The sequence below is a fragment of the Streptomyces sp. NPDC101152 genome, from assembly GCF_044768275.1.
In the GTDB taxonomy this organism is placed as follows: Bacteria; Actinomycetota; Actinomycetes; order Streptomycetales; family Streptomycetaceae; genus Streptomyces.
This window is the reverse complement of sequence record NZ_JBIWPO010000012.1, coordinates 116,101-132,522: the sequence shown is the minus strand read 5'-3', so window position 1 is coordinate 132,522 and position 16,422 is coordinate 116,101. Positions and strand designations below refer to the sequence as shown.

The window sequence follows — 16,422 nt, the reverse complement described above, 5'->3', positions numbered from 1 at the left end:
CGCCGAAGGCCCGACCCCGCAAAGGGGTCGGGCCTTCGGCGTGCCGCCTGCGCTCAACGCGCACAAAAAGGGCGGGGCCCCGGATCTGGATCCGGGGCCCCGCCCTTTTGAACGCTGCCGACGACTACGGCGTACTACTCACCGTGCTGCGGCCTTCAGTTGTCGTCCTCGTCGATCAGGAACCCGCGCATCGGCGAGGGGGCCTGGCCCATCGGGGACGGTCCCTGCGGACGGACCGGGGCCATCGGCTGGGTCATGGCCGGGGTCATCTGCTGCTGGCCGCCGTAGGACGGGGCAGCGGGGCTCGGTCCGCCACCCATGGTCCCGTTGCCGCCGTAGGACGGGGCGCTCGCGCCGGCCGGGGCCATGGAGGGCGCCGGGGACGGCGGGAGGCTCGCGGTGGCCGGGGTGCGCGGCGGGGCCAGCGAGTCGTCGGCCTGGGTCTCCAGCTGACGCAGCTGGGACTCGAGGTACGACTTCAGTCGCGTGCGGTACTCGCGCTCGAAGCCGCGCAGGTCCTCGACCTTGCGCTCCAGCGTGGCGCGGGCGGACTCCAGGGAGCCCATCGCGACGCGGTGCTTCTCCTGCGCGTCCCGCTCCAGGGCGTCGGCCTTGGCACGGGCGTCACGCTCGAGACCCTCGGCGCGGCTGCGGGCCTCGCCGACGATCTTGTTGGCCTCGGAACGAGCCTCGGCGATCGCCTGGTCGGCGGTCTGCTGGGCCAGCGAGAGGACACGGGCGGCGCTGTCGCCACCGGGGCCCTGACCGGGGCCGCCCATCGGACCGCCCATGGGGCCACCCATCGGGCCGCCCATCTGCTGCTGCATGGGGGGCTGACCCATGGGGCCGCCCATCTGGCCCTGCATGGGGCCCGGGCCCATCTGCCCCTGCATGGGGCCCTGGCCCATCGGGCCCTGACCCATCGGGCCCTGACCCATCGGGCCGGGACCCTGCGGGCCGCCCTGTCCACCGGGACCGGCGGGCAGCTGCGGCGCACCGCTCGGCAGCTGGGGCGGACCACCCATGGGGCCACCCATCTGCTGCTGCGGCGGGCCCGATATTCCGGCCGGAACGGGGCCGCCCGGTCCGCGCATGCCCTGCTGCGGCATACCGCCCTGTTGGGGCATGCCACCCTGCTGGTCCTGGGGACCGCCGGGACCCTCCGGGGGCTTGCGCATGTTCTGCTGGTTCTGGGCGGCAGCGCGCGTGGCCGCGGCCAGTTTGGCGCGCAGGTCCTCGTTCTCCCGGAGCAGGCGGGTCAGTTCGGCCTCCACCTCGTCGAGGAAGGCATCGACCTCGTCCTCGTCATAGCCTTCTCGGAGGCGGACGGTCGTGAACTGCTTGTTCCGCACGTCCTCGGGGGTCAACGGCATCTCTTCACCTCAACGTAGTCGTCGGCATTCGGCAAGACGGTAGGTCACATCGCTCACAGCCGGCTCACGATCGAGATCAGGATGTAGACGATGATCATCAGTACGAAGAAGGACAGGTCGAGCGCCACGCCCCCGAGACGCAGCGGCGGGATGAACCGCCGCAGAAGCTTGAGCGGTGGATCAGTGACAGTGTAGGTGGCCTCCAGAACGACCACCATCGCCTTGCCGGGTTGCCATGAGCGGGCGAACTGGAAGACGTAGTCCATGACCAACCGGAAGATGAGCACGATCAGGAAGCACATCAGCGCGATGTAGATGACCTGCAGGACCACGCTCATTGCTGGTGCTTCCCTCTCCCCTGTTCCGTGCTGCTGGGTACTACTTGTACTGCTGTTTCCGGTCGTGTGTCTCAGCTCTGGTTGAAGAACCCGCCCTCTGCGATGCGGGCCTTGTCCTCCGCCGTGACATCGACGTTAGCAGGCGACAACAGGAACACCTTCTGCGTCACCCGCTCGATGCTGCCGTGAAGACCAAACACCAAACCGGCCGCAAAGTCGACAAGTCGCTTCGCGTCTGTGTCATCCATCTCAGTCAGATTCATGATCACCGGGGTGCCCTCACGGAAGTGTTCCCCGATGGTACGGGCCTCGTTGTAGGTCCGCGGGTGCAGTGTGGTGATCCGGTAAGGCTCTCGTTCCGACACGACCTTGGGCATGATCACCGGTGCGTTCTTCTCCAGGCTTGCGCGTTCTTGTGTGATGGACGCCACGGGCGCGATGCGCGCCGGACGGCCGGATTCCGCGGGTAGCGAAGCCGAACGGGCGACCGGTTCACGCGGCGCGGGCGGCTGTACGATTCGCACCTCTTCGTCCCGTTGGGACTGATGTGCCAGGTGCGACTGGTGGGACGGCTCGTGCCGTCGGTGGTCCCGCTCCGGCTCGGGGTCCAGCTCGGGCTCGAAGTCGTCATCGGGGTCGAATCCCCGGCCGTCGTACCCATCGTCCTCCACGAGGCCGAGGTAGACCGCCATCTTGCGCATCGCGCCGGCCATGCTCTGAGTCCTCCGCTCTGTGGTGGATCGACTGACGACCGTCAAGTGCCCGCGATCCACGAGGCCGTTGTGCCCGCCTTGCGGCGGAATTGACCATATTTTCTGCTGTGGTCCGACTTCCTGGCGACGTTACCCGAGCCGTGCGCGGACTCCGAGTACCGCCGTACCGACGCGTACATGTGTCGCCCCGGCCGTCACGGCCTGCTCGAGGTCCGCACTCATTCCCGCTGACACCATGTTCGCAGCCGGATGAGCTCGGCGCAGGTCGGTCGACAAATCCATCAACCGCTCGAACGCCGCCCGTTCGCGCCCCGCGTAGGGCCCGGTCAGCGGCGCGACGGTCATCAGACCGGCCAGCCGCAGACCCGGCGCACGGGCGACGAGTTCGCCCAACTCTTCGATTCCCCCGGGCCCGACACCCCCGCGCTCGCCCCGGCCGCTCTCGTCCGCGTCGAGCGCGACCTGGATCAGGCACCCGAGTTCGCGCCCCTGCCGCACCGCCTCCTTCGACAGCGCCGTGACCAGCCGGTCCCGATCGACGGACTGCACGATATCGGCATAACCGGCCACGGAACGAACCTTGTTGGTCTGCAACTGGCCAACGAAGTGCCAAGTCAGCGGCAGGTCCGAGCATGCGGCGGCCTTGGGCGCGGCGTCCTGGTCCCGGTTCTCGGCGACGTCCCGCACCCCGAGTTCGGCGAGGATCCGCACGTCGCTCGCCGGGTACGTCTTGGTGACCACGATCAGGGTCACCTCCTCGCGCGCGCGTCCGGCGGCCGCGCAGGCGTCGGCGATACGCCGCTCCACTTTCGCCAGGTTCTCGGCGAGTTCGTCCTTACGGTCCGTCATGTCCCTCAGTCCAGCCAGACATATCCCGCGAGTCGCCCCGTGGTGCGATCGCGGCGGTACGAGAAGTGATCGCCCGACTCCCGTGTGCACACCGGCGACCGCTGCCTGTCGCGCACCCCGAACCGTTCGAGCTGGGCGTGCACGCCGGCGGTCACGTCGACCGCCGGCGTGCCCCAACTGGTCTCGGCGTGCGCCGCCGGCTCGACGGCGGCGACCTCGGCGCGCATCGCCTCGGGCACCTCGTAGCACCGCCCGCACACGGCGGGCCCGGTGCGGACGACGATCCGGGCGGGGTCGGCGCCGAGTTCGGTCATCGCGCGTAGCGCGGCCGGGACGACCCCGGCGACCATGCCGGGCCGGCCCGCGTGCGCTGCGGCGGCGATCCCGGCGACCGGGTCGGCGAGCAGAACGGGAGTGCAGTCGGCGGTGAGCACGGCGAGGGCCAGTCCGCGGCGGGCGGTGACGACCGCGTCGACCTCCGGCACCGGACGCTCCCCCCAGGGGCCGTCGACCACGGCCACGCCGTCGCCGTGCACCTGGTTCATCCAGACGACCAGTGCCGGGTCGAGCCCCAGCGACCTGGCCGCCAGCTCCCGGTTGGTCCGTACGGCGTCGGGGTCGTCGCCGACCGCGCCGCCGAGGTTGAGCTCCTCGTACGGAACGGCGCTCACTCCGCCCCACCGGTCGGTGAAGGCGAAGTGCGCGCCGTTCACGGTGTCGCGCTTGCTTATCACGTCAGAAGGATCACTTGAGGAAGTCCGGTACGTCCAGTTCCTCGGCCGCGCTGTCCGTGTAGGACCGGGACGGCGGGACCGGCGGGGAGACCGGAAGGTCGGCGACCGGCTCGGGGGCGGGCTCCGGGTCCTCCTGCGGCGTGACGCTGCCGAGCGAGCCGAAGGACGGGCGGGACTCGGGCTGCTGCCGTACCGGGGTGGGCTCCTCGCGGCGCGAGGAGGAGGCCGAGGACGAGCCGAGGACGTTGTCCCGGCGGGCCGGCGGCTGGCCCCCGTCGAAGCCGGCCGCGATCACGGTGACCCGGACCTCGTCGCCGAGGGCGTCGTCGATGACCGCACCGAAGATGATGTTGGCCTCGGGATGGGCGGCCTCGCTGACCAGCTGGGCGGCCTCGTTGATCTCGAACAGGCCGAGGTCGGAGCCGCCGGAGATGGAGAGCAGCACGCCCCGGGCGCCGTCGATGGACGCCTCGAGGAGCGGCGAGGAGATCGCCATCTCGGCCGCGGCCACCGCGCGGTCGTCGCCGCGGGCCGAGCCGATGCCCATGAGGGCGGAACCCGCCTCGGACATCACGGACTTGACGTCGGCGAAGTCGAGGTTGATGAGGCCGGGGGTGGTGATGAGGTCGGTGATGCCCTGGACACCGGAGAGCAGGACCTGGTCGGCGGACTTGAAGGCGTCGAGCACCGAGACCTGGCGGTCCGAGATGGACAGCAGCCGGTCGTTCGGGATGACGATGAGGGTGTCGACCTCCTCGCGGAGCTCGGCGATGCCGTCCTCGGCCTGGTTGGCGCGGCGCCGGCCCTCGAAGGTGAACGGGCGGGTGACCACGCCGATGGTGAGGGCGCCCAGGGAGCGGGCGATGTTGGCCACGACGGGCGCGCCGCCGGTGCCGGTGCCGCCGCCTTCACCGGCCGTCACGAAGACCATGTCGGCCCCCTTGAGGACCTCCTCGATCTCCTCGCGGTGATCCTCGGCGGCCTTGCGGCCGACGGCCGGGTTGGCTCCGGCGCCGAGTCCGCGGGTGAGTTCGCGGCCGACGTCGAGCTTGACGTCGGCGTCGCTCATCAACAGCGCCTGCGCGTCGGTGTTGATGGCGATGAACTCGACGCCCTTGAGACCGACCTCGATCATCCGGTTGATGGCATTGACACCACCGCCGCCGACACCGATGACTTTGATGACTGCGAGGTAGTTCTGCGGTGCTGCCACGTCGAAGGCCTCTCGCCTCGAGTTACGTGTCGCCGTTTCGCAGGTGAGTGCGATCCGGCGACTGATGCCGAATGGGACGGTCCGTAGCGCCGACCCGAACCCTAACGTTGAAGTTTAGGGTTACCAGTGTGACTGTTCGCTGGAGTCTTCCGAACAGGACACTAAGTCGACAAGTGGCGCACGTTCAACGAACACGCCGAACCTCCCGTTTTTCTTTTCACCCTATGTGATCAGCCATAGCGGTGCCCAACCAGGGTGCTGGCCTGCGCGGATGTGCGTCAACTCCCCGATGACGCGGGGGCGGTGGGAACCGAGACGTCGAAGTGCCGCGCGTTCGCCGCCGCTTTCATCAGAGCGGTGAGGGCGCGGGCCTTCAGCGCACCCCGCTCGCCGCTGCCCCAGTCGACCGTGCGGCCGTCGTTCAACTCCAGCGAGATGGCGTCGTAGGAACGCACCTTGACGCTCCTTGTCTCGTGCGCGACCGCGGCCGGAAGGGAGCGGGCGACCGTCACGGCCTCGCGCACCAACCGGTCCTCGCCGAAGCGGCGCAGGCTCGCGGCGGCGGAACCCGAGCGGGAGACGTTCAATTCGAGCCCGGGAACGTCTTTCGGGGCCCGGGAAACCGTGGCGAAACGGACGCCTTCCTCGTCCACTTCGACGAAGTTTCCGCCCTTTTGGACAAGCAGAACCGGAGTGCGCTCAACCACTTTCAGACCGATTCCATGCGGCCACGAACGAACCACGTCAACCGTGTCGATTCGGGGCAGTTTCCGGCGTAGCCGTGACGCGATCGCGTCGGTGTCGACGGAGATCAACGGTGCCCCGACGGGGACTTCCGCCGCGTCGAGCACCTGCGTGGGCGTCAGCACCCGGGTACCGGAGACGGACACGTGCTCCACCCGCGTCCACGAGGAGCCGTACAACGTCCAGAGGCCGGCCGTACCGAGGAAGACCAGGGCGATGGCAAGGATGATGATCGTACGAAGTCGTCGCCGCACCACCCGTCTCACCCTCCGGCCGAGGGGCGGGCCGGACGACTCCTGCTGGCGTTCCCCGCGCTCGGCGGTCGTCGGTCCGGCCACTACCCTGCCCTTCAGCTACCCGGGAACACGGTCCTACTGGTGTGCACGGTGGGCGGCGATCGCCTCGTGCACCATGCCGACGAGCAGGTCGTCGGCATCCCGGCGGCCAAACTCGCTTGCGGCGCGGGACATCTCGTACAGCCGGTGCGGGTCGGCGAGCACGGGCAGGACGTTCTCCCGCACCCAGTCGGGCGTGAGTTCCGCGTCGTCGACCAGCAGTCCACCGCCGGCCTTGACCACCGGCTGGGCGTTCAGCCGCTGTTCGCCGTTGCCGATCGGCAGCGGGACATAGGCGGCCGGGAGCCCGACGGCGGAGAGTTCGGCGACGGTCATCGCGCCCGCGCGGCAGAGCATCATGTCGGCAGCGGCGTACGCGAGGTCCATCCGGTCCAGGTAACTTACCGGGATATAGGGGGGCATTCCCGGCATCTGCTGCACCTGCGGCAGTTCGTTCTTCGGGCCGACCGCGTGCAGGATCTGAATGCCGGCCTGCTGGAGCCAGGGCGCGACCTGCTGGACGACCTCGTTGAGGCGGCGGGCGCCCTGGGAGCCGCCGGAGACCAGCAGCGTGGGCAGGTTGGGGTCGAGGCCGAACAGGTGCCGGGCCTCTGGGCGGGCGGCCGCCCGGTCCAGGGTGGCGATGGAGTGGCGCAGCGGGATCCCGATGTAGCGGGAGTTGCGCAGCTTGCTGTCCGGGGTGGCGACGGCCACCTGGGCGGCGTACCGGGAGCCGATCTTGTTGGCCAGGCCGGGGCGGGCGTTGGCCTCGTGGACGACGATCGGCACGCCGAGGCGCTTGGCGGCGAGGTAGCCGGGCAGCGCCACATAGCCGCCGAAGCCGACGACGGCGTCGGCCTTGGTGCGCTCCAGGATCTGCTCGGTCGCCTTGATCGTGCCGCGCAGCCGGCCCGGTACGGTGATCAGCTCGGGCGTGGGCTTACGGGGCAGCGGTACGGCGGGGATGAGCGCGAGCTCGTAGCCCCGCTGCGGAACGAGCGTGGTCTCCAGGCCCCGCTCCGTGCCCAGGGCCGTGATCTTCACGGTGGGGTCCTGCCTGCGCAGGGCGTCCGCGAGGGCGAGCGCGGGCTCGATGTGGCCGGCGGTCCCCCCACCGGCGAGTACGACATGCACCGAAATTCACCGCTCTCCGGACGGCCGCGCCTGGGGCGCTCGCCGTCGCATCGTGTTCCATCTCCGAGGCCCCCGGTCCCGCGCGGCCCCTCCCGCCCGCTTTCTACCAAAGCGCGGTTGCCGCAGGGAAAGCGCCGCCCGCGCAGCGGGCTCGTCGCGTGCGAACGCGATCAGCAGCCCGATGGCGAACATGGTCGGCAGCAGGGCGGATCCTCCGTAGGAGAACAGCGGGAGGGGGACGCCGGCGATCGGCAGCAGGCCGAGCACCGCACCCATGTTGATCACCGCCTGCGCGGTGATCCAGGTGGTCACGCCTCCCGCGGCATACCTGACGAAGGGGTCCTCCGTGCGTCCGGCCACGCGGATACCCGCATAGCCTAGAGCCGCGAAGAGGGCCACGACCGACAGCGTGCCCGCCAGGCCCAGCTCCTCGCCGGTGACGGCGAAGATGAAGTCGGTGTGCGCTTCCGGGAGTTGGCCCCATTTTTCCACACTGGCACCCAGCCCGGAGCCGAAGATCCCGCCGGACGCGAGGGCGTAGATGCCGTGCGCGCCCTGCCAGCACAGGTCCTTCGGGCCGGGGTCGGTGGCGGCGATGCACTGCAGGCGGGCGAGGCGGTGCGGGCTGGTCTGGATGGCGAGGATCGCGAGGACGGTGGCGACGCCCAGCACCCCGGAGAACAGCCGGGTCGGCGCCCCCGCGAGCCACAGCAGCCCGAACAGGATCGCCGTCAGGATGATCGTCGTACCCATGTCGCCGCCGAGCATGATCAGCCCGAGCAGCAGGAAGGCGACCGGCACCAGCGGCACCAGCATGTGCTTCCACTGGGTCAGCAGCTTCTTCTCCTCCTTGCGCGCGATCAGGTCCGCACCCCACAGCACGAGGGCGAGCTTGCCGAACTCGCTCGGCTGGATCTGGAAGGAGCCGCCGAGGGAGATCCAGTTCTGGTTCCCGTTGACCGCGTGCCCTATGCCGGGGATCTGCACCAGGACCATCAGGAAGACCGCACCGGCAAGGATCGGGTACGCCAGCGCCCGGTGCAGCTTCACCGGCATCCGGGAGGCCGTGAGCAGCAGGACGCCGCCGATGACCGCGGCGAGGAACTGCTTGCGGAAGAAGTACGACCCCGGCAGCGACAGCTGCAGCGCGGTGATCTGGGAGGCCGAGTAGACCATCACCAGACCCAGCACGGTGATCAGGAAACTGCCGCCGGCGATCAGGTAGTAGGCGGTCAGCGGCCGGTCCCAGGCGCGTCTGGCGTTGAGGTAGGCGCGGCGCAGCGGGGTGTCGCGGGGCGAGCGTGGAGCGGCGGGACGTCCGGCGGCCCGCTGGACGGGCGGCCGGCCGGTACGGCTGCTGGGCATCAGACGCCTCCGCTCAGTCGGTCAGGAGCCGAGTTCGCGAACCGCCTCCGCGAACGCGTCACCGCGCTTGTTGTAGTTGGCGAACATGTCCATCGAGGCACAGGCGGGCGCCAGCAGCACCGTGTCGCCTGCGACGGCGAGCCGCCGGGCCTCCCGGACGGCCGCGAGCATCGCCCCAGTGTCGGTCCGGTCGAGGTCGACGACCGGTACTTCCGGCGCGTGTCGCGCGAGGGCTTCGCGGATCAGGGCGCGGTCCTGCCCGATGAGCACGACCCCGCGAAGTCGCTTTGCCGACTTGGCGACCAGTTCGTCGAAGGTTGCGCCCTTCGCGAGTCCGCCCGCGATCCATACGATCGACTCATATGCCGCCAAGGAGGCTTCCGCGGCGTGGGTGTTGGTGGCCTTGGAGTCGTCGATGTAGGCGACGCCGTCCACGTCGGCCACGTGCGCGATGCGGTGCGCGTCCGGCGTGAAGCTGCGCAGCCCGTCGCGTACGGCCTTGGCCGGCACCCCGAAGGCGCGCGCGAGGGCCGCCGCGGCAAGGGCGTTGGCGATGTTGTGCGGGGCCGGCGGGTTGACGTCGGAGACCTCTGCGAGCTCCTGGGCGTTCTTCTGCCGGTTCTCCACGAAGGCGCGGTCGACCAGGATGCCGTCCACGACGCCGAGTTGGGAGGGTCCCGGGGTGCCGAGGGTGAACCCGATGGCCCGGCAGCCCTCCTCGACGTCGGCCTCGCGGACCAGGTCCTCGGTGGCCTTGTCGGCGACGTTGTAGACGCAGGCGACCCGATTGCCCTCGTAGACACGGCCCTTGTCCCTGGCGTACGCCTCCATGGAGCCGTGCCAGTCGAGGTGGTCGGGGGCGAGGTTGAGCACCGCGGCCGAGTGCGCGCGCAGGGAGGGCGCCCAGTGGAGCTGGTAGCTGGACAACTCGACGGCCAGTACGTCGTACCGCTCCTCGCCGAGCACCACGTCCAGCAGCGAGACGCCGATGTTGCCGACGGCGGCGGTCCGCAGGCCGGCGGCCCTCAGGATCGACGCGAGCATCTGGACGGTGGTGGTCTTGCCGTTGGTGCCGGTGACGGCGAGCCAGGGGGCCGCGTCGGGGCCGCGCAGGCGCCAGGCGAGTTCGACGTCGCCCCAGATCTCCAGGCCCGCCGCGCGGGCCGCCGCGAACAGCGGCTTGTCCGGCTTCCAGCCCGGCGTGGTGACGACGAGTTCGGTGCCGTCGGGCAGGGTCGCCCCGTCGCCCAGGCGCACGGTGACGCCCAGTGCCTCCAGTTCGGCGGCCTGTTCACGCGCGCGTGCGTCGTCGCCGTCGTTGACGACCGTGACGATCGCCCCGCGCGCGTGCAGCACCTTGGCCGCCGGGATGCCGGAGACGCCGAGCCCGGCGACGGTGACGTGCTTGCCCTCGAAGGAGGGCCCCTGCCGGTCGGTCACTTGTCCGCTGCCCATCCCGCATAGAAGAGGCCCAGTCCGACGATCACACAGATGCCCTGGATGATCCAGAAGCGGACCACCACGAGTACCTCGGACCAGCCCTTGAGTTCGAAGTGGTGCTGGAGTGGCGCCATCCGGAAGACGCGCTTGCCGGTGAGCCGGAAGGAGCCGACCTGGATGACCACCGACATGGTGATGAGGACGAACAGACCGCCCATGAGGGCCACCAGCAGCTCCGTGCGGGAGAGGATGGCCAGGCCCGTCAGCACACCGCCGAGGGCGAGCGAGCCGGTGTCGCCCATGAAGATCTTGGCCGGCGAGGTGTTCCACCACAGGAAGCCGAGGCAGGCGCCCATCAGCGCGGAGGCGATGACCGCGAGGTCCAGCGGGTCGCGCACCTCGTAGCAGGCGTTGGGGTTGGTCAGGGTCTGCGCGTTGGCGCAGGACTCCTGGAACTGCCAGACGCCGATGAAGGTGTAGGCGCCGAAGACGAGGACGGAGGCGCCGGTGGCGAGGCCGTCCAGACCGTCCGTCAGGTTCACGCCGTTCGACATGGCGAGGATCATGAACAGCGCCCAGACCACGAACAGCACCGGGCCGATCGACCAGCCGAAGTCGGTGATGAACGACAGCTTCGTGGAGGCCGGGGTGTTGCCTCGGGCGTCCTGGAACTGCAGGGCGAGCACCGCGAAGGAGATGCCGACGATCAGCTGGCCGGCCATCTTCGCCTTGGCCCGAAGGCCCAGCGAGCGCCGCTTGACGATCTTGATGTAGTCGTCGAGGAAGCCGACCAGGCCCATGCCCACCATCAGGCCGAGCACCAGCACACCGGAGTAGGTGGGCGCGTAACCGGTGATCACCTTGGACAGGAAGTAGGCGGCGACCGTCGCCAGGATGAAGGCGATACCGCCCATCGTCGGGGTGCCGCGCTTGCTGGCGTGCTCGCGCGGGCCGTCGTCCCGGATGTACTGCCCGTAGCCCTTGCGGGCCAGCAGCTTGATCAGCAGCGGGGTGCCGACCAGGGTCAGGAAGAGACCGATGACTCCCGAGAACAGGATCTGCTTCATCATCGGGCAGCGACCTCACCCTCGGCACCGGTCGCGAGCAGCGCCTGGGCGACACTCTCGAGGCCGACCGAACGGGACGCCTTCACGAGCACCACGTCCCCCGGGCGCAACTCGCTGCGCAACAGGTCGACCGCCGCCTGTGCGTCGGACACGTGCACCGACTCCTCACCCCACGAACCCTCGTTATATGCGCCCAGTTGCAGCCAGGACGCTTCCCTGCCCCCGACCGCGACGAGCTTGCTGACGTTGAGCCGGACGGCGAGCCGTCCGACCGCGTCGTGCTCGGCGAGCGCCTCGTCCCCGAGCTCGGCCATCTTGCCGAGCACCGCCCAGGTCCGCCGCCCCCGGCCCATGGCCACGAGCGCGCGCAGGGCGGCTCGCATGGACTCGGGGTTCGCGTTGTAGGCGTCGTTGACGATGGTCACGCCGTCCGGTCGCTCGGTGACCTCCATGCGCCAGCGGGAGAGGGAGTCCGCCTCGGAGAGCGCGGTGGCGATCTCTTCCGCGGACATGCCCAGCTCATGGGCGACGGCGGCCGCGGCGAGCGCGTTCGACACGTGGTGCTCACCGTACAGGCGCATGGTCACGTCGCTTGCACCGGAGGGTGTGTGGAGCCTGAAGGCGGGCTGCCCGGTGTCCGTGAGTCGCACGTTCTCGGCGCGTACGTCCGCTTCGTCGGCCTCGCCGAAGAGGACCACCTTCGCCTTCGTACGGGACGCCATGGCCCGTACGAGCGGGTCGTCCGCGTTGAGGATCGCGGCGCCGCCGTCCTGCGCCGACGGAAGGGCCTCCACGAGTTCGCCCTTGGCCTGCGCGATCTGCTCGCGGCCGCCGAACTCGCCGATGTGGGCGGTGCCGACGTTGAGCACCAGGCCGATCCGCGGCGGGGTCAGCTCGGCGAGGTAGCGGATGTGGCCGATGCCCCGCGCACCCATCTCCAGGACGAGGAACCTGGTCTCCTCGGTGGCGGACAGGGCCGTCAGCGGCAGCCCGATCTCGTTGTTGAGCGAGCCCGGCGTGAACACCGTGGGCGCCTTGCGCCGCAGCACCTGCGCGATGAGGTCCTTGGTGCTGGTCTTGCCCGCGGAGCCGGTGAGCGCCACGAGGGTCGCGCCGAGGCGTCGTACGACATGACGGGCGAGGGCGCCGAGGGCTGCCTGGACGTCGTCCACGACGATCGCGGGCACGCCGACGGGGCGCGAGCCCAGGACGGCCACCGCGCCCGCCGCGACGACCTGCCGGGCGAAGTCGTGGCCGTCCACGCGCTCGCCGACGAAGGCGACGAAGAGCCCGCCCGGCTGCACCTCCCTCGAGTCCCGGACGACCGGTGCGGTGACCTGGACGGACGGATCCGGTATGTCGTGCGTCTGCCCGCCGACGACTTCTGCGATCTCGGCGAGAGAGAGGGCGATCACAAGTTCATCCCTGGGTCTGCTGGATGGCTTCTCGAAGCACCTGGCGGTCGTCGAACGGACGGACCACCCCGGCGATGTCCTGGCCCTGCTCATGGCCCTTGCCCGCGACGAGCACGGTGTCCCCGGGCCGTGCCCGGGCGACGGCCGCTGCGATCGCGGCCGCCCGGTCCTCGAAGACCTGGACCTCGCCGCGTTCGTGTGCTGGTACGGACGCGGCTCCCTCGAGCATGGTTGCGAGGATCGCGAGGGGATCCTCCGAGCGGGGGTTGTCGGAGGTCAGTACGGCGGTGTCGGCGAGGCGGGCCGCGGCGGCGCCCATCGGCCCGCGCTTGGTCCTGTCCCGGTCGCCCCCGCAGCCGAGCACCACGTGCAGCCTGCCCTCGGTGACCTTGCGCAGGGCGCGCAGCACCGATTCGACGGCGTCGGTCTTGTGGGCGTAGTCCACGACCGCGAGGTACGGCTGCCCGGCGTCCACCCGCTCCAGGCGTCCCGGCACGCCCGGCACGGCGGCGATGCCGTCGGCGGCGGACTGCGGGTCGAGGCCGGCTGCGGCGAGGGCGACGATCGCGGCGAGGGTGTTGGCCACGTTGAAGGTGCCCGGCAGCGGCGCCTTGGCCTCGATGCGCTCGCCCTCGGGACCGATCACGGTGAACGTGGAGTCCAGCTGGCCGATCTCGACGTCGACGGCCCGCCAGTCGGCGTCCGGGTGGCCCTCGGCGGAGTAGGTGACCACCGGGACGGTCGCCTCCCTGGCGAGCCGGCGGCCGTACTCGTCGTCGACGTTGACCACGCCGAGTCTGCTGCGGCGCGGCGTGAACAGCTGCGCCTTCGCCTGGAAGTAGTCCTCCATGCCGGAGTGGAACTCCATGTGCTCCGGGCTGAGGTTGGTGAAGACGCCGATGTCGAAGACGCAGCCGTCGACCCGGCCGAGGACCAGCGCGTGGCTGGAGACCTCCATGGCGACGGCCTCGACCCCGCGCTCGCGCATGACCGCGAACAGGGCCTGCAGGTCCGTGGCTTCGGGGGTGGTGCGCTCGGACTTGATGCGCTCGTCGCCGATGCGCGTCTCGACCGTGCCGATCAGGCCGGTGTTGCTCTTGGTCTTCAGGCCGCCTTCGACGAGATAGGCGGTGGTGGTCTTGCCGGAGGTGCCGGTGATGCCGATCTGGAGCAGGTCCCGGCCCGGGTGGCCGTAGATGGTGGCCGCCAGCTCGCCCATCCGCCCGCGCGGGTCGTCGACGACCAGCACCGGCAGGCCGCTCGCCGCGGCGCGCTCGGCGCCGGTCGGGTCGGTCAGCACGGCGACCGCGCCGAGGCCGGCGGCCTGGGTGACGAAGTCGGCGCCGTGCAGGCGGGCGCCCGGGAGGGCGGCGTACAGGTCGCCGGGGCGGACGGCGCGCGAGTCATGGGTGATGCCCGTGACCTCGGCGGCGCTCTCGGGACCTCTGGCACCCAGCTGATCGGCGAGCTCCGCGAGGGGTGTGGCGGAGACCTGAACCGGTCGCGGCGGCCCCGGATATGTCACGGAAGCGCCCTTCTGGGTGGTTTGGGACTGATCAGCGTGTGGCACGGCGGTGAGCGTACCGGGCGTACCCGCCCGGGAGCGAAGTGAGGGGCGGGGGGTGCCCGGCTTGCCGGAGTCGGGAGTGATCATGGTCACGGAGCGTTCCTGGCTGGTTGCGCTGATCAGGGCGTGAAGGTGACGGGCAGGGCCGCGGGCTGCGCACCGGTGGGCGGGACCTGCAGGGTCTTCAGTGCGAACTCCATCACCTCCTTGAAGATGGGTCCGCAGATCTGGCCGCCGAAGTAACTGCCCTTCGTGGCGTTCTGGATGGCGCAGTAGACGGTCACGCGCGGGTTGTCCGCGGGGGCGAAACCGGCGAACGAGGACGTGTACCCGCGGTAGTTGCCGGTGGCCGGATCCACGCGGTTGGCCGTACCCGTCTTGCCCGCGACCCGGTAGCCGGGGATGCGCGCCTTGGTGCCGGTGCCCTCCTGGTCGTCCACGACCGACTCCAGCATCTGGGCGAGCGTCCTCGCCGTCTTCGCACTGACGACCCTGGTCCTGCGGGGCTGTGCGGCCGGCGTGAAGCGTCCGTCGGCCCCCCGGGAACCGCGTACGAGCGTGGGTTCGATGCGGACGCCGCCGTTGGCGATCGTCGAGTAGACGGACGCCGCCTGCATCGCGTTGAGCGACACCCCCTGGCCGAAAGGAATCGTGTACTGCTGCGAGGTCGACCATTTGTCGGGCGGGGCGAGGATGCCACGGGTCTCGCCGGGGAAGCCGAGTCCGCTGTAGCTGCCGATACCGAACTTGCGCAGGTAGGAGTAGAGGACCTTGTTGGCCTGCGCCTGGGTGCTGCCGAGCTGGCCGGTCGCCAGGATGGTGCCGAGGTTGCTGGACTTGGCGAGCACGCCGTTGAGCGTGAGGTTCCAGGTCGGGTGGTCGATGTCGTCCTTGAAGAGCCGGTCGCCACGGTGCAGCCGGTTGGGCACCACCACGTGTGTCAGCGGGGTGGCGACGTTCTCCTGCAGAACGGCGGCCATCGACATGATCTTGGCGGTGGAGCCGGGCTCGTAGGCGTCCTCGACGGCCCAGTTGTGCAGCGCCTTCGGGTCCGCCTTCGACAGGTCGTTCGGGTCGAAGCCGGGCGAGTTGGCCATGGCGAGGATCTCGCCGGTCCGGGTGTCCTGCACTATCACGTACCCGCGGTCCGCCCCGGACTTCTTGACCTGCTCGCTGATCGCGTTCTGGGCGGCCCACTGGATGTCCCGGTCGATGGTGAGCTCGACGTCGCTGCCGGAGACCGCGGGCGTCTCGGTGGAGCCCGCGGTGGGGATCAGCCGGCCGCCGGACTGGGCGTAGCGGATCTCGCCGTCCTTGCCGGTCAGCTCCTTGTTGAGCTCCTGCTCGATGCCGCCGCCTCCCTGGCCGGTGTCGTTGACCCAGCCCAGTATCCCGGCGGCGAGGTCGCCGTTGGGGTACACGCGCTTGCTGCTGGGGTCGGCGAAGACCCCGGCGAGGACGTTGGCGGTCTTGTGGTCGGTCTGCGCCTTCTGCGCGAGTGCGGCCCTCAGGTCCTTGATCTGCGTCCAGACCTGCGGGGTCCGGCGGCGGGCGAGCAGGACGTAGCGCAGCTTCTTGTTCGCGGGCCGGAGCTTCTTGACGAGCGTGGCCTGGTCCTGGCCGAGGATCGGCGCGAGCAGCGCGGCCGCCTGCTCGGGGCCGTCGTCGATCTTCAGCTGGGCGCGGGTGAACATCGTCGGGTCGGCCGTCAGGTCGTACGCGTCCACGCTGGCCGCGAGGGCCACGCCGTTGCGGTCGGTGATCCCGCCGCGCTCGGCGGCCAGGGTGTGCACGACATACCGGTTCTGCTCGGCCTTGGCCGCGTACGTGCTCGCGTCGACGGCCTGCACCTGCAGCAACCGCACGACGAAGGCGATCAGCACCAGGGTGAGCGCGAGGGCGATCATCCGCAGCCGGGGCCGCGGACTGCCGAGCCTGAGCACGCTCGGCGCCACGGGCCGACCCGGCGCCGGCCGCCGGACCGGCGGGCGAGCCCCGGGCCGCTGCCGCCCCACACCGGGACGGGCGGGTCCAGGCACGCGACGACGCGGCGGTTCCCTGTCGGACACTTCCGTCACCTGCCGGGGGTCGTGGTCGGGGCGGGGGTTGCGGTGGCCGCCGGCATGCGGGTAGCG

At 70.4% G+C, this 16,422-nt stretch carries 14 protein-coding genes; all 14 read right to left on the bottom strand.

All coding sequences use genetic code 11. The annotated features are described in order from the left end of the window. Nucleotides 1-155 precede the first annotated feature (155 nt). The 14 genes from ACIRVK_RS18575 to ACIRVK_RS18510 all read right to left on the bottom strand — a co-directional run bounded on the left by ACIRVK_RS18575 (nt 156) and on the right by ACIRVK_RS18510 (nt 16,356). Nucleotides 156-1,373 carry a DivIVA domain-containing protein gene (locus ACIRVK_RS18575; RefSeq protein WP_404248213.1) on the bottom strand — a complete coding sequence of 406 codons (1,218 nt, stop codon included), beginning with the start codon at nt 1,371-1,373 and terminating at the stop codon, nt 156-158. Between the two features lie 53 nt (nt 1,374-1,426). Beyond that, nucleotides 1,427-1,711, bottom strand: a complete 285-nt coding sequence (locus ACIRVK_RS18570) for a YggT family protein (RefSeq protein ID WP_058925847.1) — start codon at nt 1,709-1,711, stop codon at nt 1,427-1,429. 71 nt (nt 1,712-1,782) lie between these two features. Beyond that, complete coding sequence (locus tag ACIRVK_RS18565) at nt 1,783-2,424, bottom strand: cell division protein SepF (protein WP_133042841.1); 642 nt, start codon at nt 2,422-2,424, stop codon at nt 1,783-1,785. Between the two features lie 129 nt (nt 2,425-2,553). Continuing rightward, a complete protein-coding gene (locus ACIRVK_RS18560; protein WP_404248211.1) occupies nt 2,554-3,273 on the bottom strand; it encodes a YggS family pyridoxal phosphate-dependent enzyme in 720 nt (239 codons plus the stop codon). A 5-nt stretch (nt 3,274-3,278) separates the two neighbouring features. Next, nucleotides 3,279-4,007 (bottom strand): peptidoglycan editing factor PgeF, encoded by a 729-nt coding sequence (gene pgeF / locus ACIRVK_RS18555; RefSeq protein ID WP_404248209.1) that lies wholly within the window; start codon nt 4,005-4,007, stop codon nt 3,279-3,281. 10 nt (nt 4,008-4,017) lie between these two features. Further along, complete coding sequence (ftsZ, locus tag ACIRVK_RS18550) at nt 4,018-5,220, bottom strand: cell division protein FtsZ (protein WP_404248207.1); 1,203 nt, start codon at nt 5,218-5,220, stop codon at nt 4,018-4,020. Nucleotides 5,221-5,498: 278 nt separating this feature from the next. After that, on the bottom strand, nt 5,499-6,302 hold the full coding sequence (locus ACIRVK_RS18545) for a cell division protein FtsQ/DivIB (protein WP_404248205.1): 804 nt from the start codon (nt 6,300-6,302) through the stop codon (nt 5,499-5,501). A gap of 33 nt (nt 6,303-6,335) precedes the next feature. After that, nucleotides 6,336-7,433 (bottom strand): undecaprenyldiphospho-muramoylpentapeptide beta-N-acetylglucosaminyltransferase, encoded by a 1,098-nt coding sequence (gene murG, locus ACIRVK_RS18540; protein WP_404248203.1) that lies wholly within the window; start codon nt 7,431-7,433, stop codon nt 6,336-6,338. A gap of 6 nt (nt 7,434-7,439) precedes the next feature. Next, complete coding sequence (gene ftsW / locus ACIRVK_RS18535; RefSeq protein ID WP_404248201.1) at nt 7,440-8,798, bottom strand: putative lipid II flippase FtsW; 1,359 nt, start codon at nt 8,796-8,798, stop codon at nt 7,440-7,442. Nucleotides 8,799-8,819: 21 nt separating this feature from the next. Further along, entirely contained in the window at nt 8,820-10,253 is a 1,434-nt protein-coding gene (murD, locus tag ACIRVK_RS18530; protein WP_404248199.1) for a UDP-N-acetylmuramoyl-L-alanine--D-glutamate ligase, read from the bottom strand. Further along, on the bottom strand, nt 10,235-11,308 hold the full coding sequence (gene mraY / locus ACIRVK_RS18525; protein ID WP_404248197.1) for a phospho-N-acetylmuramoyl-pentapeptide-transferase: 1,074 nt from the start codon (nt 11,306-11,308) through the stop codon (nt 10,235-10,237). Before mraY ends, murD begins: the two co-directional genes overlap by 19 nt. Next, nucleotides 11,305-12,720, bottom strand: coding sequence for a UDP-N-acetylmuramoyl-tripeptide--D-alanyl-D-alanine ligase (gene murF, locus ACIRVK_RS18520; RefSeq protein ID WP_404248195.1), 1,416 nt, complete (start codon nt 12,718-12,720; stop codon nt 11,305-11,307). Before murF ends, mraY begins: the two co-directional genes overlap by 4 nt. Nucleotides 12,721-12,724: 4 nt before the next feature. Beyond that, the gene (locus tag ACIRVK_RS18515; RefSeq protein WP_404248193.1) at nt 12,725-14,245 is read right to left on the bottom strand and encodes a UDP-N-acetylmuramoyl-L-alanyl-D-glutamate--2,6-diaminopimelate ligase; all 1,521 of its coding nucleotides are present in this window, start codon (nt 14,243-14,245) and stop codon (nt 12,725-12,727) included. A 161-nt stretch (nt 14,246-14,406) separates the two neighbouring features. After that, complete coding sequence (locus ACIRVK_RS18510; protein WP_404248365.1) at nt 14,407-16,356, bottom strand: peptidoglycan D,D-transpeptidase FtsI family protein; 1,950 nt, start codon at nt 16,354-16,356, stop codon at nt 14,407-14,409. Nucleotides 16,357-16,422 lie beyond the last annotated feature (66 nt).

What these genes read in the sequence shown, in the direction of transcription:
- ACIRVK_RS18575 (WP_404248213.1), bottom strand. Translation starts at nt 1,373, where the DNA reads ATGCCGTTGACCCCCGAGGACGTGCGGAACAAGCAGTTCACGACCGTC.
- ACIRVK_RS18570 (WP_058925847.1), bottom strand. Translation starts at nt 1,711, where the DNA reads ATGAGCGTGGTCCTGCAGGTCATCTACATCGCGCTGATGTGCTTCCTG.
- ACIRVK_RS18565 (WP_133042841.1), bottom strand. Translation starts at nt 2,424, where the DNA reads ATGGCCGGCGCGATGCGCAAGATGGCGGTCTACCTCGGCCTCGTGGAG.
- ACIRVK_RS18560 (WP_404248211.1), bottom strand. Translation starts at nt 3,273, where the DNA reads ATGACGGACCGTAAGGACGAACTCGCCGAGAACCTGGCGAAAGTGGAG.
- ftsW (WP_404248201.1), bottom strand. Translation starts at nt 8,798, where the DNA reads ATGCCCAGCAGCCGTACCGGCCGGCCGCCCGTCCAGCGGGCCGCCGGA.
- murD (WP_404248199.1), bottom strand. Translation starts at nt 10,253, where the DNA reads ATGGGCAGCGGACAAGTGACCGACCGGCAGGGGCCCTCCTTCGAGGGC.
- mraY (WP_404248197.1), bottom strand. Translation starts at nt 11,308, where the DNA reads ATGATGAAGCAGATCCTGTTCTCGGGAGTCATCGGTCTCTTCCTGACC.